Annotated in this window: 13 protein-coding genes and 1 riboswitch; of the genes, 6 read left to right on the top strand and 7 right to left on the bottom strand. The window is 38.0% G+C overall.

Annotated features, from left to right (window positions below; genetic code table 11):
• Positions 1-3: 3 nt before the first annotated feature.
• From menB to ytkD, 4 genes are all read left to right on the top strand, one after another.
• Complete coding sequence (gene menB / locus ACLIBH_RS03990) at positions 4-822, top strand: 1,4-dihydroxy-2-naphthoyl-CoA synthase (RefSeq protein ID WP_439315405.1); 819 nt, start codon at positions 4-6, stop codon at positions 820-822.
• A 208-nt stretch (positions 823-1030) separates the two neighbouring features.
• Positions 1031-2473: an o-succinylbenzoate--CoA ligase gene (locus ACLIBH_RS03985; RefSeq protein WP_439315404.1), complete on the top strand. Its 1443-nt coding sequence runs from the start codon at positions 1031-1033 to the stop codon at positions 2471-2473.
• 66 nt (positions 2474-2539) lie between these two features.
• A complete protein-coding gene (locus ACLIBH_RS03980) occupies positions 2540-2857 on the top strand; it encodes a hydrolase (protein WP_439315403.1) in 318 nt (105 codons plus the stop codon).
• 107 nt (positions 2858-2964) lie between these two features.
• Positions 2965-3447 carry an RNA deprotection pyrophosphohydrolase gene (ytkD, locus tag ACLIBH_RS03975; protein ID WP_439315402.1) on the top strand — a complete coding sequence of 161 codons (483 nt, stop codon included), beginning with the start codon at positions 2965-2967 and terminating at the stop codon, positions 3445-3447.
• Positions 3448-3602: 155 nt separating this feature from the next.
• Here the strand turns inward: ytkD and ACLIBH_RS03970 are convergent, their stop codons facing one another.
• From ACLIBH_RS03970 to pckA, 4 genes are all read right to left on the bottom strand, one after another.
• On the bottom strand, positions 3603-4409 hold the full coding sequence (locus tag ACLIBH_RS03970) for an ABC transporter permease (RefSeq protein ID WP_439315401.1): 807 nt from the start codon (positions 4407-4409) through the stop codon (positions 3603-3605).
• Between the two features lies 1 nt (position 4410).
• A complete protein-coding gene (locus ACLIBH_RS03965; protein WP_439315400.1) occupies positions 4411-5208 on the bottom strand; it encodes an ABC transporter ATP-binding protein in 798 nt (265 codons plus the stop codon).
• 12 nt (positions 5209-5220) lie between these two features.
• Positions 5221-6213 carry an ABC transporter substrate-binding protein gene (locus tag ACLIBH_RS03960; protein ID WP_439315399.1) on the bottom strand — a complete coding sequence of 331 codons (993 nt, stop codon included), beginning with the start codon at positions 6211-6213 and terminating at the stop codon, positions 5221-5223.
• A gap of 281 nt (positions 6214-6494) precedes the next feature.
• Complete coding sequence (gene pckA / locus ACLIBH_RS03955) at positions 6495-8087, bottom strand: phosphoenolpyruvate carboxykinase (ATP) (RefSeq protein ID WP_439315398.1); 1593 nt, start codon at positions 8085-8087, stop codon at positions 6495-6497.
• A 209-nt stretch (positions 8088-8296) separates the two neighbouring features.
• A riboswitch (SAM riboswitch) is annotated at positions 8297-8402 on the top strand.
• 117 nt (positions 8403-8519) lie between these two features.
• Between pckA and metK the strand changes: the two genes are divergently transcribed.
• A complete protein-coding gene (gene metK, locus ACLIBH_RS03950; protein ID WP_439315397.1) occupies positions 8520-9719 on the top strand; it encodes a methionine adenosyltransferase in 1200 nt (399 codons plus the stop codon).
• A gap of 94 nt (positions 9720-9813) precedes the next feature.
• Here the strand turns inward: metK and ACLIBH_RS03945 are convergent, their stop codons facing one another.
• The gene (locus ACLIBH_RS03945; RefSeq protein WP_439315396.1) at positions 9814-10341 is read right to left on the bottom strand and encodes a gamma carbonic anhydrase; all 528 of its coding nucleotides are present in this window, start codon (positions 10339-10341) and stop codon (positions 9814-9816) included.
• A 47-nt stretch (positions 10342-10388) separates the two neighbouring features.
• Positions 10389-10955, bottom strand: coding sequence for a class I SAM-dependent methyltransferase (locus ACLIBH_RS03940; protein WP_439315395.1), 567 nt, complete (start codon positions 10953-10955; stop codon positions 10389-10391).
• Between the two features lie 577 nt (positions 10956-11532).
• Between ACLIBH_RS03940 and leuS the strand changes: the two genes are divergently transcribed.
• On the top strand, positions 11533-13944 hold the full coding sequence (gene leuS, locus ACLIBH_RS03935; RefSeq protein WP_439315394.1) for a leucine--tRNA ligase: 2412 nt from the start codon (positions 11533-11535) through the stop codon (positions 13942-13944).
• A 109-nt stretch (positions 13945-14053) separates the two neighbouring features.
• On the opposite strand, the gene ACLIBH_RS03930 is transcribed toward leuS, so the two are convergent.
• A complete protein-coding gene (locus ACLIBH_RS03930; RefSeq protein WP_439315393.1) occupies positions 14054-14812 on the bottom strand; it encodes a hypothetical protein in 759 nt (252 codons plus the stop codon).
• Positions 14813-15307: the final 495 nt, after the last annotated feature.

The raw sequence follows: 15307 nt of genomic DNA, 5'->3' as shown, positions 1-15307 counted from the left end.
GAAATGACAGTAGCATGGGATAAGGTAAGAGATTACAATGAAATAGTTTATGAAAAATATAACGGAATTGCCAAAATTACGATCGATCGACCAGAGAAGCGGAATGCGTTTACTCCTCTTACAGTCAATGAAATGATCGATGCATTTGCGGATGCGCGGGACGACTCATCTGTCGGAGTTATTATATTAACTGGAGCTGGAGAAAAGGCATTCTGTTCTGGAGGTGACCAATCTGTTAGAGGTCACGGTGGCTATGTTGGAACAGACCAGATTCCACGTTTAAACGTATTAGATTTACAACGACTTATTCGTACAATTCCAAAACCAGTTATTGCAATGGTAGCAGGCTATGCTATTGGTGGTGGCCACGTTCTTCATGTCGTTTGTGATTTAACGATTGCAGCGGATAATGCCATTTTTGGTCAAACAGGCCCTAAAGTAGGTAGCTTTGACGCTGGCTATGGTGCAGGCTTGCTAGCTGAGATGGTTGGACAAAAACGAGCTCGTGAAATTTGGTACTTATGTCGTCAGTATAACGCGGAGCAAGCGTATGAAATGGGGCTTGTGAATACAGTTGTGCCACTAGAAAAGCTTGAAGAGGAAACAATTCAGTGGTGTGAAGAAATATTAGAGAAGTCTCCGACAGCGTTACGTATGCTCAAGGCGTCATTCAATGCAGCGACAGACGGATTAGCCGGGCTACAGCAAATGGGTGGGGATGCCACATTGCTTTATTACACAACAGATGAAGCGAAAGAAGGAAGGGACGCATTCAAGGAAAAGCGCAAGCCAGATTTTGACCAGTTCCCTAGATTTCCTTAATCGTAAAATGAGTTTATTCAAATTACACTAAGTAAGCAGCCTATTTTGTTCATTTGAAAATCGCTTTATATGGACAAGGAGCGGCTTTCACGTTTTATTAGCACGATTATTTGAAAATAGAAAGAGGGTAAAATTCGAATGTGGATTTCCCTCTTTTTTATTGTACATACTTAGTTTTACACAGCTAGTCGTAAAAGGAGTTTTAATTATGAGTCAAGCAATTCCACATTGGCTAGATAAACAAGCTGCATTAGTACCAAATAAAATTGCCATTGAACAAGCGAATAGAGAACCTATTACTTTCTTAGAATTAAAAGAGAAAAGCGAATTAGTCGCTCGAAAACTTGCACAACTAAACGTAAAGAAAGATACACATGTAGGGATACTAGCTGCAAATCGTACAGATATTATAATTGCTGTATATGCGCTAAGTTACTTACAAGCTGTCGCGGTTTTACTGAATACACGTTTAGCGGAAGCAGAATTAAATTATCAAATAAAGGATGCTGCCCTTCATTTATTGATTATATCGGAAGAGGCAGATCGAAAGTATGCGAATCGTGTTCAGACAAAAACGTTTCAAGACATTTATACCACAGAAGAAAAAAATGTAATGTTAAAAACAGAACTAAACTTAGAGCAGCCTTTTACGATGATGTATACGTCCGGAACAACTGGAAGACCAAAGGCAGTCATTCATACTTATGGGAATTATTGGTGGAGTGCGGTTAATTCCTCCTTAAATTTGGGCATGTCCCATCACGATAAATGGCTAGTCGTACTACCGATGTTTCATATTGGTGGACTATCAATATTTATCCGTAGTGTCATCTATGGAACGGCTGTTTACTTAGTAGAAAAGTTTGATGAAAAAGTTGTACATGAGGCAATTATGAAAAGAAACGTTACGATCATGTCGGTTGTAACGGTTATGCTGCAAAAGTTAATGGAAGAATTAGGAGACGACCATTATCCGAACACGTTTCGCTGTATGTTACTTGGAGGGGGACCAGCACCTAAGGTTTTGCTCGAACGTGCGCAAGCGAAGAATATACCTGTTTTTCAATCGTACGGTATGACGGAAACAACTGCCCAAATTGCCGCACTGAACCCTTCGGACGCTTTAACGAAACTAGGATCTTCTGGAAAGCCATTGTTAAGTGCAGATATAAAAATCAGTGAACCGGGGGAGGATTCGGTTGGGGAGATTTTTGTGAAAGGCCCAATGGTTACAAATGGCTACTACAACCGACAATTAGCGAATAAAAACTTATTTAAAGCTGGCTGGTTAGCTACTGGAGATATGGGGTATTTGGATGAAGAGGGCTATTTATATGTTGTAGATCGTAGAAAAGATTTAATTATATCTGGTGGTGAAAATATATACCCTTCAGAGATTGAGCAAATATTGACACGTGTAAGTGGCGTCAAGGAAGCGGCAGTTATTGGGAAAGCGAATGAAGTTTGGGGAGAAGTCCCCGTAGCTTTTATTGTCGCTTCAAATAACACTATTTCGGCAGAGAAAATATCGTCCTTTGCAAAAAAACATTTAGCTAAATACAAATGCCCGAAAGAGATTCATTTTATTGAACAATTACCACGAAACGCTTCGAACAAACTTGTGCGAACAGAGCTGCATCGTTTGCTTTAAACGAATCCGATATCTTTCATACATGCTTCCTAAAAAATGAGACACATTATTAGTAGGAGGTGCGGTATGAAAGAAAAATATTATGTAAGCTTAGCTTCTCGAGAAATATCACGTAGTCGCTACCATAATAACGATGATTTTACTATTTACGCTACAGAAGATGAAATTGAACAATTACGTAGTAAGCTTGACGCGATGTATCATGCGGATTTTAATGCGTATTGGCGTGCGCATGTTCCGTTTATGCACTATCATAATGATAAAGCAAATGAAGCGTACGACGGTCAGGTTACCCAAGTTTTTCAAATGCTCTATGAGCTTGGTGATGAAAAAACGAAAGAATATATTGCCGAGACAGGCGTTCTAGGTGATGCATCTATGTAAACGGGATAAGCCAAATAGCTTATCCTCGTTTATTTCGTAGTGCCGTTTACATTTGCTATTTTTAAGGTATAGTGAGTAAAGTGTACCGAATAAAGGCAGTTGATAATATGTATACATTTAAAGATTATTATAATAATAAAGTGAATTTATCGTTTGAAGATCATCCTTTTTCAAAAAATCCAAAGCATGTTTGGGTTATTTGTAAAAGTAATGGGCAATGGCTTCTAACGGAGCATAAAGATCGTGGCATTGAATTTCCAGGTGGAAAGGTCGAAGCTGGTGAAACGGCAGAGCAAGCTGCGGTTCGAGAGGTAATGGAAGAAACAGGCGGAGTCGTAAAACAAATAAATTATATAGGGCAATATTATGTAGCTGGTAAAAACGGAGATGTGATAAAAAATGTTTACTTCGCCGATGTCCCCCATTTAACGGAGCAAGAAACATATTATGAAACGAATGGCCCGGTTTTTTTACAACATCTTCCAACTAATATAAAGCACCATTCTTTATTTAGCTTTATGATGAAGGACGATGTTCTTGCGTATTGCTTACAACGAATTAAAGAGCAATGGAATGAATTTACTCTGTAGTTCGCTCTTCGTACTAATAAAATGAGTGCATTTTTTATTAATCCCTTCGCATTAGATTATAGATTTATAAACGTAAACAGCGGATGAACAACTATATACTGTTAGGAATAAACAGAGGCATCTTGCATTTAGCGATATCCTCTGTTTATTCTGCTTTAGACGGTATGTTTTATCAAAACCCTCTCTAATTTCTCAACGACTTTATACATAATTGCTGCAAAGATTGCAATTAAGAGTAAGCTTGACATAACTAATGTAAAATCGAATACTTGGAAGCCATAAATTATTAAATAGCCAAGTCCTTCACTGGAAACAAGAAACTCACCAACAATTACCCCTACCCAAGCTAAACCTACGTTTACTTTTAATGTTGAAATCATTGTCGGAAGTGTTGCAGGAAAGACTGCCTCTTTAAAGCATTGCCATCGTGTAGCACCAAAGCTTTTTAATACTTTTTCATAGTTTGGATCCACCTCTTTGAATGCTGAATAGACAACTAATGTTGTTATAATTACCGATACAATAGCACCCATCGTAATAATGGATAAATAGTTAGGACCAAACGCAACGATAATGATTGGACCTAAGGCAACTTTCGGCATTGCATTCATTACGACTAAATACGGATCCATTATTTTAGAAAACCGGAGAGACGACCAAAGGACGGACGCGATAATGATTCCGGCAAGTGTACCGATTATAAAGCCGAGTATCGTTTCAAACAAAGTGACTTGCAAATGAGCGATGATTGTTCCGTCCGAAAACTTATCGTTAAGTAGACGAAATATTCTCGTAGGTGAACTAAAAAGCAACGGGTCAATTATATAAAACCTGCTTGCAATTTCCCATAAACTAATAAAGCTAATAAATAGTAGGAGCTGCCAAAAGAGAACAATTCGTTTTTCTCGTTTTACGTTTTTTTGAAATTGTTCATAATGATACGTTTCGCTTTTATCATTCATGTTATTCAGACATCCCCTTCGCCCTAGCTGACGTTGACTCAGACTTATTTAATTCATTCCATACTTTGTCAAATAGAAATTGGTACTTTGGATGGCGCCGCACGTAAAAAGGCTTTTCATTTCTTAATTCAATAGGTACTTCAAATGATTTTGCAATTGAACCGGGATTGGCCTTCATTAGGAAAATTCGATCGCTCATAGATATGGCTTCACCGATGTCATGGGTTACTAGGATTGCGGTTTTTTTATATGTTTTTAATAATTTAGAAACAAGATTCTCTAACCTTAGTTTCGTTAAATAATCGAGTGCTGAAAAAGGTTCGTCAAGTAACAAAACTTCCGGATTCGTAATTAATGTACGAACCAATGCTGCTCGTTGGCGCATACCTCCAGATAAAGAGCTGGGATAATCATTGATTACTTCGGCTAACCCAACTTCTTTTAATAGTTCAATTGCTTCATCCCGTAATTTACTATTGTTCATTTTTCCAATTTTAGGACCTAATAACACATTATTAAGGATTGTTTTCCAAGGAAATAAATAATCCTGCTGCAACATATAGCCGATCGCTAAACTAGAATCAGTTATCTTTTCATTGTTTAATAAAACATTTCCTTCCGTCTGTTTAATTAGACCGGCAATGATGGATAGAATCGTTGATTTACCGCACCCGCTCGGACCTAGTATTGAGATGAATTCGCCTTGTTCTACTGAAAACGATAATGCATGCAACGCTTTCGTATCGTTATTTTTTGAAAAATAATGGTGAGAGACTTTATCCAAGGTCAGGTATGCCAATCGAATCCCTCCTTAATTTGAAATTATTTCCTCGGCTATTGTTGTATTTACAAGTTCTTCATAAGGCGCATTATTTGGCAGCTCCCCCGCTTCTTCCATAATTTGCTGTAAGTTATTCCACTCATCTTCTCCGAGAATTGGGTCTGTAGCAAAGGAACCTTGGCTTTTATAGCGATCGATCGAAGCTGTTAACACATCAAGGTCTGTGTCTTCAAAGTAAGTTTGGATTAATGTTGCTATATCTTTAGATTTATTTTCATTAACCCATTGCTGTGCCTTATAGATTGCTTTTGTAAACTTGTTAATGACCTCTTGATTTTCATTGATAAAGTTATGCTTAGCCATATAAACGGTATAAGGTACATGGCCTGATTCTTCTCCGAAGGAAGCAACGATATGACCTTTACCTTCCTTTTCAAAAACGCTAGCGGTCGGTTCAAATAATTGAACATATTCTGCTTCACCTGAAACAAATGCACCTGGAATGTTGGCAAAATCAATATTTTGAATCAAGTTAAGATCTGAATGAGGATCGATCGCATGTTTTTTTAATACAAACTCTCCAACCATTTGCGGCATACCACCTTTTCGTTGTCCTAAAAAAGTACTGTCGCGTAAATCCTCCCAAACGAAGTCATCATTTGGTTGCTTAGCAACGAGAAATGTACCATCTGTTTGAGTAAGTTGCGCGAAGCTTACAGCGTAATCAGAAGCATCTTGTGCATATACATACATTGATGTTTCTGCTCCGACAAGAGCGATATCAGCACTGTCGGAAAGCAAAGCTGTCATCGTTTTATCTCCGCCCCAAGTGGTTTTCAATTCTACATTTAACCCTTCCTCTTCAAAATAGCCATTTTCCAATGCAACATATTGCGGCGCATAAAATAAGGAACGGGTAACTTCAGCAAGCTGAATTGTTGTTGTACGATTCCCATTGCATGCTGTTAAAAATATAAGTAAACTGCAAGCAATAAAGGCAATAAAACCGTATTTTTTTTTCATAACAGTCAACTCCTCCATAAACTCTTGATATATTGTCAAAATAGCGTATGCACTATTTATAAAATGTGTGAATGCCTAGATGGTGTCGTTGGTTTTGCGGCTGTTTTTAAGGAAGAATAAATGAAAGAAGAAAGGAGATGTTGTTTCATATGGAAGTGCTATAAGAATAGCTGTGGTGTAATTAAGCTTTCGGGCTTTATGTGTGCAAGTAAAAAACAACTAAAAAAACTGGCCTCAACTATCAAAGACGATAATTGAAACCAGTTCCTGTTAATTTCGCTTTATTCTCCTGTATATAGAGGACCAGCTTGCTTTATTTCATCACTTGCTCTTGTGAATTTAGCAAAGTTCTTATGAAATTCCATAGCTAGCTCTTTTGCTCTTTTATCGTATTCTGCCTTATCGTCCCAAGCTACTTTAGGTACTAATACATCGTCTGGTACACCTGGTACGTGTAAAGGAATGTTTAAACCGAAAACTTCATCCTTTGTAGTTTCTACTGTGTTTAACTCGCCTTCCAAAGCTGCATGAACCATAGCCCGTGTATAAGCTAATTTCATCCGTTTACCAATGCCGTATGAGCCACCTGTCCACCCCGTGTTTACAAGGAAGACATTTGAATTAAATTGGTCAATTTTTTCACCGAGCATTTCAGCATACGTTGATGGAGCAAGAGGCAAGAATGGCGATCCGAAGCATGCTGAAAACGTTGCTTGTGGTTCCGTAATACCTCTTTCAGTACCCGCCAACTTACTTGTATACCCGCTTAAGAAGTGATACATCGCTTGTTCCTTCGTAAGCTTGCTAATCGGTGGTAATGTCCCTGAAGCATCCGCAGTTAAGAAAAGTATCGTATTTGGATGTCCAGCAATACTAGGTGAAACGATATTATCAATATTTTCTAATGGATACGCCGCACGGGTGTTTTCAGTTAATGTTGTATCCGAATAATCTGGGGTACGGGTAATTCCATCCAACACGACATTTTCGAGAACTGAACCGAAACGAATTGCATTAAAGATTTGTGGCTCTTTTTCTTCCGATAAATCAATGCATTTTGCGTAACAGCCACCTTCGATATTAAAGACACCGTTTGGTCCCCATCCATGTTCATCGTCCCCAATGAGATGTCGATAAGGATCAGCAGAAAGTGTCGTTTTTCCTGTCCCAGACAAACCAAAGAAAAGCGCAACGTCTCCTTCCTGTCCAACGTTGGCAGAGCAATGCATGGAAAGGATGTTTTGTAATGGTAATAAATAATTCATAACAGAGAAAATCGACTTCTTTATTTCTCCTGCATATTCCGTACCACCGATAAGTACGGTTCTTCTTTTAAAAGAAATGATTATAAATGTTTCGGATTTTGTACCATCAATTGCTGGATCCGCTTTAAATGTAGGAGCCGAAATTACAGTGAATTCAGCTTCGTGTTCTTTTAATTCATTTTCTGACGGACGAATAAACATTTGACGAGCAAATAGGTTATGCCAAGCATATTCATTTATTACTTGAACAGGAAGGCGATAATTTTCATCAGCTCCTGCAAACCCTTTAAACACGTAAATTTCATCTTTTTCTTGTAAATGCATAATTACTTTATTATAAAGTTTATCGAACGATTCCTCATCGATCGCTTGATTGACAGCACCCCAATCGACGTTGCCTTCCGATACATCATCCCGAACAATAAATCTATCCTTCGGAGAACGTCCTGTATATTTACCAGTAGTAGCCTGTATTGCCCCAGTAACTGTTAATTCCCCTTCGCGATGGGATAAAATATTCTCGACTAATAATGGAACAGATAAATTTTCATATATTCGCGTTTTACTGCTTAAGTCATTTAAAACAGACGAATGTTTAATCGAATTCATATGGGATACCTTCCTTTATTCAATTTACTTAAATCTGACTAATAGTATAACACATTATATAAATAGTGCATACTAATAATTTCGATATTTTACTTGACATATATCCGATTGTAACCATTCCTAACGAATTTGTGAAGTTTAGCTTATTATAAACGATTATTAAGTTGACATACGACTATTAATTCGTTAGCATAAATGCTAAGCGGATACTCTTATTCAGAGTCGGTGGAGGGACAGACCCTATGAAACCCAGCAACCATCACAGTAGTGAAAAGGTGCTAACCTGATGCAAGGATTTTCCTTGAACAATAAGAGCGAAAGGCTACTATTCCTTTCCTCATGATTGCAGGAAGGAATTTTTTTGTGTTTTTCGTGAATAATGAAATGAATAGAGTGCCGAAATATATATTGTCCTTTAAAGGAGGGACTATAATGTCAGTGAAACGACGCTTATTTACATCTGAATCTGTAACAGAAGGACATCCTGATAAAATGTGTGATCAAATATCCGATGCCATTTTAGACGAAATTTTAAAAAACGATCCTTTTGCTCGTGTTGCATGTGAAACGACCGTTACGACTGGTCTTGTATTAGTGTCTGGGGAGATTACAACGAATACATATGTTGATATTCCAACAATTGTACGCAATACGATTAAGGATATTGGATACACACGTGCAAAATATGGTTTTGATGCAGATACATGTGCGGTGTTAACAGCTATTGATGAACAGTCATCAGATATTGCTGAAGGAGTAGACTGTGCGTTAGAAGCTCGGGAAGGGCATATGACAGAGGCTGAGATTGCAGCTATTGGGGCAGGGGATCAAGGATTAATGTTCGGTTATGCATGTAATGAAACAGAGGAGCGGATGCCGCTTGCGATTTCCTTGTCACATAAGCTTGCTAAACGTTTAGCAGATGTAAGAAAAGAAGGAATTTTAGACTACATTCGTCCGGATGGAAAAACGCAAGTAACGATTGAGTACGACGAGAATGATGAACCAGTACGGGTCGATACGATCGTCGTGTCTACACAGCACCATGAAGATATTACTTTAGATCAGATTGAAAAAGATATTTTACGCGAGGTTATTGAGCCTGTCGTCCCGACGCATTTGTTGGATGACAAAACAAAGTACTTTATTAATCCTACCGGGCGATTTGTAATTGGTGGGCCTCAAGGAGATACAGGGCTGACTGGTCGTAAAATTATTGTTGATACGTATGGCGGTTACGCTCGACATGGTGGCGGTGCATTCAGTGGAAAGGATGCAACAAAGGTAGACCGTTCCGGTGCATATGCCGCACGCTATGTTGCAAAAAATATTGTAGCTGCAGATCTTGCTGATGTTTGTGAAGTACAGCTCGCTTATGCGATCGGTGTCGCTGAACCTGTTTCTATTTCTGTTAATACGTTTGGAACAGGAAATGTTGATGAAGATCGTCTTGTGCAAGCAATTCGTAAACTATTTGATTTAAGACCTGCAGGCATTATAAAAATGCTTGATTTACAGAACCCGATATTTCGTAAAACAGCTGCATACGGTCACTTTGGACGAACAGATACGATTTTCCCATGGGAAAAAACGGATAAAGTTGAAGAACTAAAAGCAATTACACTAAATTAGATATCGAGATGAGGCAGAACCCATTTTTGCAATTTTACCATTACGTATAGTTTGCAGGTCTGCCTCATTTTTTGTTTCTATTTAATTTAACAAATTAAAAGTCGTGTCCAAGGTCGGTTAAGTTTTTATATTCGCTTCTTTTTTCTAAGTATGATTTTCGAATCCGGTCCATTTCATCTATATCTTTATCGGTTAGTTCTCGTATCACTTTTGCCGGTCGTCCGAAAGCGAGCGTACGTGGTGGTATCTTTTTTCCTGGGGGAACAAGGGTGCCAGCGCCAATAAATGCATGCTCACCAATCTCAGCCCCATCTAAAATCATACTTCCCATACCGATAAGTGCATTTTTTCGGATTGTTGCAGCGTGCAATGTAACCTGATGTCCGATTGTGACATCATCTTCAACGATTACTGGCATATTTGGACTTTGATGAATAAGGGAGAGGTCTTGGATATTTACACGCTTACCAATTCGTGTCGGTGCAACATCTCCGCGTATTACCGTTTTAAACCAAATGCTTGATTGCTCCTTAATTTCCACATCGCCAATAATTACAGCATCTTTGGCAACAAATGCAGTAGGATCGATAACTGGTGATTTTCCTTTATAATCATGAATCATCGTTGTTTTTCCTCCAGTCATAAAAAAAATAGTATATGCTATTGAAATTATTTTTTTTGAATTGCAATTATAAACGGTGGATCATTTTTTTGATTGATAAATCGATACTGAAGGACGTTATAAAGCTTTTGGTCCAGTTCAATGGCGTATTTTAAAACGGCTTCCTTTTCTTGTTTACCACCTTCATGTCCGTGATAAATAACGAGAACAATAATTCCGTTATTCTTTAAAAAAGGAAGGATGCCCTCAATTGCTGCGATAGTAGAAGCTCCCTTTGTAATAACTGTTTTATCGCCCTGCGGCAAATAGCCGAGATTAAAAATAGCCCCACCAATAGAAGTTATCTCATGTTTAGTTAAGTAAGTTGCAACGTTTGCGTGGCTATCTAAGACATACGTTACATTGTTCCATCCGTCGCTTTCTATCCGTTTCTTTGTATTTTGGATCGCCTGCATTTGAATATCAAAGCCAAGTACGTGACCTTTTTCTCCGACAAGCTTAGCTAGTTTAAGCGTATCATTGCCATTGCCACACGTACCATCAATTACAGTTTCTCCTGTAGTAATAGCAGTTTCGAGTAAGTAATGTGAATATTGAATGATTCCTTTTAACATACATAATCACCAAATGTTTTCGTTGTACGTACCATATGTTGTAAAGCTCCTTTTGTTTATTATTAGTATAGTCTAGCACGGATAAGGAAACATTGAAAATGGATTCGTACAATAGACAGGTTGAGACAATGAAGTTATGGATAGTATAGTTAATGAAGTGTTGAAAAATGGTGTGAAATGTAGCTGAGTTACCTTGACAAAATATGTACAATTAACTACAATTCGTATAGCGAAAGAAATATTAGATGGGCACGTTTTCAGGTGAAGAAACAGTGATTAAGGCAAGCTGTTCCTGAATATTACAATACACCTCTAAAATATTGCAAGTTTTGTTAGCTTGCCGTAAATCTATGATTCACAATGCGTTGAAATAGTTTACGATTAGATAGGTTTAGTGGTACTCTGGGAGATGCAGCTTCTCGTTCCTTTGCTGGGATGAGTAGCTTTTTTTATACTTTTTTAATTCATTGTTGACTCACCCACTGTACGAGTAATATGCACTTGCAACCAAATTCGAAAAGCGAATTTTTACATACACTGTGTAGTATAGGTTCGACAATAAAAGGAGGAAAATAGGTTGGGTTATGATCATCACGAGATAGAAAAGAAATGGCAATCGTTTTGGCTTGAAAATCAGACGTTTAAAACAAATGTACGGTCTGATAAAGAAAAAGTATATGCACTGGATATGTTCCCGTATCCATCTGGAGCAGGACTGCACGTTGGGCATCCGGAGGGGTACACAGCAACAGATATTATTTCTCGGATGAAACGCATGCAAGGGTATGAAGTACTTCACCCAATGGGCTGGGATGCTTTTGGTTTACCTGCTGAGCAATATGCGCTTGATACTGGGAATAGTCCGGCCGCGTTTACAGAAAAAAATATTGCAACATTTAAACGACAAATTCAAGAGCTTGGTTTCTCGTATGATTGGAATCGGGAAATTAATACGACCGATCCAGCTTATTACAAATGGACACAGTGGATATTTACAAAGCTATACGAAAAAGGCTTAGCGTATATAGATGAAATTGATGTTAACTGGTGTCCAGCACTTGGAACGGTTTTGGCAAATGAAGAAGTTATTGATGGGAAAAGCGAAAGAGGGAACCACCCCGTTGTAAAAAAACCGATGAAACAATGGGTTTTGAAAATTACAGAATACGCAGATCGCTTGCTTGAGGATTTAGAGGAGCTTGATTGGCCTGATAGTATTAAAGATATGCAACGCAACTGGATTGGCCGGTCAGAGGGAGCGGAAGTTTCCTTTGAAATAGATGGTTATAATAAAGCGTTTACCGTGTTTACGACGAGACCGGATACACTTTTTGGAGCAACCTACGCAGTCTTGGCACCAGAGCATCCGTATGTAAAGGAAATTGTTACAAATGACCAGCAAGCAGCAGTTACAAGTTATTTGGACGATATAACGAAGAAGTCAGAAATTGAAAGAACTGATTTAACAAAAGAGAAAACGGGTGTGTTCACTGGTGCATATGCAATTAATCCTGTGAACGATAAGAAAATCCCAATATGGATTGCAGATTATGTATTAATGTCCTATGGTACAGGCGCTATTATGGCTGTACCTGCTCATGATGAGCGTGACTATGCGTTTGCCACTAAGTTTGAACTGCCGATTGTAGAGGTAGTAAAAGGCGGAGATGTTACGAAAGAAGCTTATACTGGTAATGGAGAACATATAAATTCTGATTTTCTAAATGGATTGGAAAAAGACGAAGCAATTACTAAAATGATCGATTGGCTTGAGGAAAACGAAAAAGGAAAGAAAGAAGTAACGTACCGTTTACGTGATTGGTTGTTTTCCAGACAGCGTTATTGGGGTGAGCCAATCCCAGTTATTCATTGGGAAGATGGTACAATGTCTGTATTGCCAGAGGAAGAGCTTCCGCTTGTGTTACCGGAAATGACAGAAATAAAACCTTCGGGGACAGGAGAATCACCGCTAGCAAATAGTGACTGGGTCAATGTCATTCATCCTGAAACAGGAATGAAAGGACGCAGAGAAACGAACACAATGCCTCAGTGGGCTGGAAGCTGCTGGTATTATTTACGGTATATTGATCCACATAACACTGAACAATTAGCTGATCCAGAGCTTCTAAAAAAATGGTTGCCGGTTGATATTTATATTGGAGGGGCAGAGCATGCAGTTCTGCATTTATTATATGCTCGTTTTTGGCATAAGTTTTTATATGATATTGGAGTCGTCCCTACAAAAGAACCATTTATGAAATTATTTAACCAAGGTATGATTTTAGGTGGAAACAATGAAAAAATGAGTAAATCGAAAGGAAATGTCGTTAATCCTGACGATATTGTAGCTTCACACGGAGCGGATACGCTACGCTTATATGAAATGTTTATGGGGCCGTTGGACGCTGATGTCGCCTGGTCTACTAACGGACTAGATGGTGCTCGTCGTTTTCTTGATCGTGTATGGCGCTTGATCGTAAAAGAAGATGGTACGATTTCCGATAAAATTGTGAGTGCTGATGTTTCTTCATTCGAGAAGGTTTATCATGCAACAGTGAAAAAGGTAACCGTTGATTTTGAAAATTTGCACTTTAATACAGCTATATCACAAATGATGGTTTTTGTTAACGAAGGATATAAATCGGATCAAATTTCCAAGCAGCATATTGAAGGGTTTATAAAGCTTTTATATCCAATTGCACCCCATCTTTGTGAGGAGCTATGGAATCGATTAGGGTATACTGACACGATCACTTACGAACCATGGCCTTCGTACGATGAGTCGAAGCTGATTGAAGATGAAGTAGAAATAGTTATTCAGGTCATGGGTAAAATTAGAGCTAAAATAAATGTACCTCGTGACATTTCGAAAGAAGAGCTCGAAGTAAGAGCGATTGAGCAAGAAAAGGTACAAGAATGGCTCCGAGGAAAAACAATCCGAAAAGTAATTGCAGTTCCCGGCAAGCTAGTAAATATTGTAGCCAATTAAGTGTACACATAGATAAAAGGTTCGCCTCCAGCTTGCGGGTGCGAACCTTTTTGATTGTACAAAAGGAATGTTATTATCGAGTGGAAGATGTCATATACGCATTTGATTTCTACGTGCTAACTGGATTCCATTCTGTTTTTAAAATTATCCAGTCGTCTTTTTCAAAATACCAAAGCGTCTCTATCGTCCCAAGTTGATCGGCATGATACGCTCCACTTATCTGCTGGTAGCTTTTTAAAGCATACCCTTTGCGATTACTTAAATATTTTGGCTCAAAATAAGCGATTGGATCAATCATTACCTTTTTCCTAGCTTCTAATAGTCTTCCTTTTTTATCGTAAATGTTTAATCGGTTATACGTTTCGCTCCTTTTGGAAGCATCAAATAAAAGGGGTTCTTTATTAGGAGAGAGTTGTATTTCAACTATATAGTTGTTTTTAAAATGACCTTTTATATATTGATCTTTAGGTAGCGGTATTTTTGAAACGGCTTCATTTTTTAGCGTATAGCTAGAATAGTTGTACAATCCACCACTTCCTCCGGTAGCACTTTGAAAAAAGAAATCTAAAACGCCATCATGGTTTAAGTCGATAAATTGCAAAGTAGGTTCATAGCCACCACCGAAGGATATTTTCCATTGTTTAGCATATGGACTACGGATGTCCACCCATAATTTTCGATAATACGCATTTTCCTCAGTCAGTAGTATTCCTTTGAGTTCAATTGTTTCCTTTAATCCGTCACCAGTAACATCTTCTTCATACGACTCTATAATGTCTGTTTGAACAGTATTTATATGTCCTTTTGTTATAGTTGGATTGTCAAAATAAAATAAATTAATATGGAAGAGAACATAGAGGAAAGCCAATAAAAATCAACTCCTGATAATAGATCATGTCGTTAGCTTTTGCTAACAGTTTGTTTTTTATTCCTTATAATTTCATAGTTCAATCGCTTACTTGAGAATAGAAAAGAAAGTGTAGTTATAAAAAGAAGCGAGTTTACGGGTGTGTGATATGCTTGACTCTACAGGGAGACAGTCTTTCAGTGGAATTTTTAATGTGGAATAAATTCCCATTGTTAAGATCGCTGTTATGGTGTATAGTTGTTTTTGCTGTTATTGAAGCACATCTATTATTGTTGAGAGTAATTTTCTTTTTTAAAAAGTTTATAAGTTGCTTGACTAAAGTTTCATATAATGGTATGATGATTGTCCTGCTGATGATAGCAGAAATTTTGCTCCTTGAAAACTGAACAAAACAACTCGTATGTCAAGAGACGAAGAAACACCTCCGTGTTTCTTCGGAAGGTCAGCCTTTCTATTATGAAAGCTGACGATAAATGAAACAAGCTAAGACAATTG

The sequence above is a fragment of the Virgibacillus sp. W0430 genome (assembly GCF_051846935.1).
Classification (GTDB): Bacteria; Bacillota; Bacilli; order Bacillales; family Amphibacillaceae; genus JBPYCR01.
The sequence above is the reverse complement of the archived record's forward strand: the minus strand, read 5'-3'. Positions and strand labels throughout refer to the sequence as shown.

Coding starts and splice junctions, on each gene's coding strand:
- menB (WP_439315405.1), top strand. CDS start 4: ATGACAGTAGCATGGGATAAGGTAAGAGATTACAATGAAATAGTTTAT.
- ACLIBH_RS03985 (WP_439315404.1), top strand. CDS start 1,031: ATGAGTCAAGCAATTCCACATTGGCTAGATAAACAAGCTGCATTAGTA.
- ACLIBH_RS03980 (WP_439315403.1), top strand. CDS start 2,540: ATGAAAGAAAAATATTATGTAAGCTTAGCTTCTCGAGAAATATCACGT.
- ytkD (WP_439315402.1), top strand. CDS start 2,965: ATGTATACATTTAAAGATTATTATAATAATAAAGTGAATTTATCGTTT.
- ACLIBH_RS03970 (WP_439315401.1), bottom strand. CDS start 4,409: ATGAATGATAAAAGCGAAACGTATCATTATGAACAATTTCAAAAAAAC.
- ACLIBH_RS03960 (WP_439315399.1), bottom strand. CDS start 6,213: ATGAAAAAAAAATACGGTTTTATTGCCTTTATTGCTTGCAGTTTACTT.
- pckA (WP_439315398.1), bottom strand. CDS start 8,087: ATGAATTCGATTAAACATTCGTCTGTTTTAAATGACTTAAGCAGTAAA.
- metK (WP_439315397.1), top strand. CDS start 8,520: ATGTCAGTGAAACGACGCTTATTTACATCTGAATCTGTAACAGAAGGA.
- ACLIBH_RS03945 (WP_439315396.1), bottom strand. CDS start 10,341: ATGATTCATGATTATAAAGGAAAATCACCAGTTATCGATCCTACTGCA.
- ACLIBH_RS03940 (WP_439315395.1), bottom strand. CDS start 10,955: ATGTTAAAAGGAATCATTCAATATTCACATTACTTACTCGAAACTGCT.